The sequence below is a fragment of the Pseudomonas sp. MF06569 genome, from assembly GCF_059862735.1.
Genome location: NZ_JCBCUZ010000064.1, coordinates 1 through 3,434, shown reverse-complemented (window position 1 = coordinate 3,434; position 3,434 = coordinate 1). Strand labels below are relative to the sequence as shown.

3 protein-coding genes and 1 pseudogene are annotated in these 3,434 nt (G+C 53.8%); 1 reads left to right on the top strand and 3 read right to left on the bottom strand.

Going from position 1 to position 3,434, the window contains the following annotated elements:
• Positions 1-60: 60 nt before the first annotated feature.
• The 3 genes from AC19YQ_RS24810 to AC19YQ_RS24800 form a co-directional block, all read right to left on the bottom strand.
• Positions 61-1,172 (bottom strand): IS3 family transposase gene (locus tag AC19YQ_RS24810; RefSeq protein WP_500596173.1). Its coding sequence is split into 2 segments (ribosomal slippage): positions 61-920 and positions 920-1,172, totalling 1,113 coding nucleotides; the frame shifts between segments, so codons are not numbered across the junction.
• Positions 1,173-1,397: 225 nt separating this feature from the next.
• A complete protein-coding gene (locus tag AC19YQ_RS24805; RefSeq protein ID WP_326397548.1) occupies positions 1,398-2,000 on the bottom strand; it encodes an FMN-dependent NADH-azoreductase in 603 nt (200 codons plus the stop codon).
• The gene (locus AC19YQ_RS24800; RefSeq protein WP_326397546.1) at positions 1,997-2,440 is read right to left on the bottom strand and encodes a GNAT family N-acetyltransferase; all 444 of its coding nucleotides are present in this window, start codon (positions 2,438-2,440) and stop codon (positions 1,997-1,999) included. Before AC19YQ_RS24800 ends, AC19YQ_RS24805 begins: the two co-directional genes overlap by 4 nt.
• Positions 2,441-2,801: 361 nt before the next feature.
• On the opposite strand from AC19YQ_RS24800, the pseudogene AC19YQ_RS24795 reads away from it, so the two are divergent.
• Positions 2,802-3,259 (top strand): annotated as a pseudogene (locus tag AC19YQ_RS24795) (C40 family peptidase).
• The last annotated feature ends 175 nt before the right edge of the window (positions 3,260-3,434 follow it).

Sequence of the window (3,434 nt, the reverse complement as noted above, 5' to 3'; positions counted from 1 at the left end):
TTGAGCATTACAACGAGCAGCATCCGCACAGCGCTTTGAACTATCGCTCACCGAGGGAGTTCAGGCGCTTGGCAGTGGCATCAATTTAACGGGGAGTTGGTGTCCGGTTTTGTAGGGGCTAATCCAGAGCGCCATATTCGGGCGCTCGTGATTGTATGTCCAGATCCAGTTCGTGCCGTAGTCCTGAACTTCAGTTATCGATTCAAACAAGTAATGGCCCAGCCAGTCGTAACGGACGGTGCGGTTATAGCGTTCGACGTAGGCGTTCTGCTGCGGGTTGCCCGGCTGAATATATTCCAAACGGATGCCCCGTTTTTCGGCCCAGACTGTAAGTTTGGCACTAATAAATTCGGGGCCGTTATCACTGCGGATTGCCTGCGGTTTCCCGCGCCATTCAATGACCTGATCCAGCGCCCGCACCACACGTTCAGCCGGCAGAGACAAATCAATTTCCATGCTCAGGGCTTCACGGTTGAAATCATCAATCAAATTGAAGGCCCGAAAACTGCGCCCATCCGCTAATTGATCATGCATGAAATCCATCGACCAGCACTGATTAGTGGCTTCAGGAACGGCAAGCGGCTCAGGTTTCTCGCGTACGATGCGCTTACGTGGCTTGATGCGTAGATTCAGCTCCAGTTCGCGGTAAATCCGATAAACCCGTTTGTGATTCCAGCGATAGCCCTTCACGTTGCGCAGATACAGAAAGCACAAGCCAAACCCCCAGTTACGCTGGTTGTACGTGAGTTGGATCAGTTTATCGGCAATCACGGCATTTTCAGGCGCCAAACGCGGCTGATAGCGATAGCACGTGAGGCTAACTCTGAAAGCCAGGCACGCCAACTTGATGCTGCACCGACCTGAACGAACCACTTCCTGCGCCATCTCTCGTCGTCGCGATGGCTTCACCACTTTTTTGCCATGGCTTGCTGGATGATTTCGGCTTTGAGGCGCTCTTCGGCGTACATTTTTTTAAGTCGCCGGTTTTCGTCCTCCAACTCGCGCAGTCGAGTCAGCAACGATGCGTCCATACCGCCGAACTTGGTACGCCACTTGTAGAACGTAGCCGAACTGATGCCGTGCTCGCGGCACAGCTCTGGTGCTGGAGTTCCGGCCTCGGCTTGCTTGAGGATGGCCATGATTTGGCTGTCTGAAAAACGCGATGTCTTCACGCAAAATTTCCTTGATCCGGTCAGGAGAAAATTCTACTTCTGATGAGTACTTTTTTCAGGGGGGATTACCCTCGCACGAAAATTCCACAAAATAGTTAGATTAGATAAGTATCTAATTTATGGAAGATAAAACAGATTTAACAGTTAACAAGGCTCCGGAACCTATGACGTACTCACGCAAGTAATCGAGAGCCTGGCCCACAGTGCCGAGGGTTGAAGGAAGGGCTATTGGTCGGCCAAGCGTGCAAGTTGCTCACGGGCATCCTTGAGTGCTGCTGCCACTGCCGCCTCGCCAAACACAAGGCCCTGCAAATAGACAAAGTGAATGTCAAACAGCCCAAGCGTGTTCAGGGCATAACGCAGGTAGTCCGTCAGAAAATCCGGTTGCCGCGCCCTTTCCCCCTGATGAAAACCACCCGAGCCCACCAGCACATACACCGGACGATCGGCAAGTAACCCGGTTTTGCCCTCGGGGCCTGCGCTGAACGTGCGATGAATGCGCAACACGTAATCGATCCACAGCTTGAGAGCTGCCGGGACGGTGAAGTTGTGCATGGGCGTGGAGATCACCAGCATGTCGCTGGTTTCCAGCTCACGAATCAGCGCCTCGGACACATCGAACACCGGGGCCTCGAACGGTGTGGGTGTCGCCAGCGCGGCGCCGTAATCGATGCCCAGCGGCGGCAACGGTTGCTCGCTGAAGTCACGCCCCACCCATGCAAGATCAGGATAGCGTTGGCGCAGGGATGCCAAAAATTCGCGAGCCAGCCGACTGGCATGGGAAAAGTGCCCGTGGGGGCTGGCGTTGATCAGCAATGCATTGTTCATGGTTGCTCCCCGGTGAGGGTCTGGGTGAAGTGCATGCCATGCGCCAGCAGGCCCTGGCGGAAATAGAAACGCTGAGCCAGCGCCATGTGCAGCCCCGTGTCCAGTACCAGATGATCGCACTGGCGCGGCATCGCTTCTTCGCGAACGCGGCTCAACAGGCGACTCCCCACACCTGAACGCTGTAAATCGGGGCTCACCACCAGATCATCGACATAAATAAAGCGCGAATAGATCAGGTTTTCCATCTCGCGGTACCCCGCCAGCCCGACCAGAGTATGCTCCTGCCAGGCAGCGAGCAGACGGTAGCCCTGAGCCACCTGTCGCAGCAGTTGCGTTGAATAGGTTGCGGGATCTCGCAGATGTGGGCGCAAGACGCGCATCAGGTCAAAACTGACACACAGTGCCGGCTCGTCCTCAAGATGTTGCAGTGTGAAATTCATGATGGTCAGCCATTAGGAAAGTGGCTCCACTTTAGAGCGGTAACGGCATACCACCCAGAGCCACAAAATGACTAAATGACCAGGCCATGATTATCACTGAGCGCCCTGCCCCAGCGCGGATATCCCCCCCTGAGACGCTTTTCTAAATACAACTAGTACTGTTCGTCGGACTCGGAAATTTCCGCCAATATGCGTAGGAATTTTCCCGTTTCTGCGTAGTACTGACGAATTTAGACTTCAAGTACCCTCATCAAATAGAAGGTTACTTGTGTCCAGATTCATTTCTTTGTTCTTGTTTTTTACATTCGCCGGCTCCAGCATTGCGTCCGCCACCGATCTTTACAAAACGTATTCCTGGGCCATTCAACAATCGGTTAAAAAAGAAAGTTCTTCACCACTGCACGTCAAAAAGGTCATCGACAGCGCCCACTCCTTGCTGGGCATCCCTTACCTGTGGGGCGGCATGTCGCGGGAAAAGGGCTTCGATTGCAGCGGCATGCTGGTCTACCTGTTCAAAAACGAAGCCAATATCCATATACCAAGAACCACTTCGGCCATGCTGAATGCAGACTTGCAAAAGGTCGCCCGGCATCAACTCAAACCTGGCGATGCCGTTTTTTCCGTACCCAAGGGGGGACGCGGAGCAATCACGTCGGCCTGTACATCGGCGATAACCGTTTTATTCATGCACCGCGCACGGGCAAGACGATTCGTATCAACTCGATGGACAATTCGTACTGGAAGAAAAACTACACCACCGCTCGCCGCTTCTATGGCCGCACACAAGGATTCAACCGCTCACAGAAGCGGACGTATTGATGGCTCTACCGAGTAGTAAGTTATCTGCGAGGGGTTTAGGGGTAAGCCCTGGATTAGCCCCTACAAAACCGGACACCAACTCCCCGTTAAATTGATGCCACTGCCAAGCGCCTGAACTCCCTCGGTGAGCGATAGTTCAAAGCGCTGTGCGGATGCTGCTCGTTGTAATGCTCAA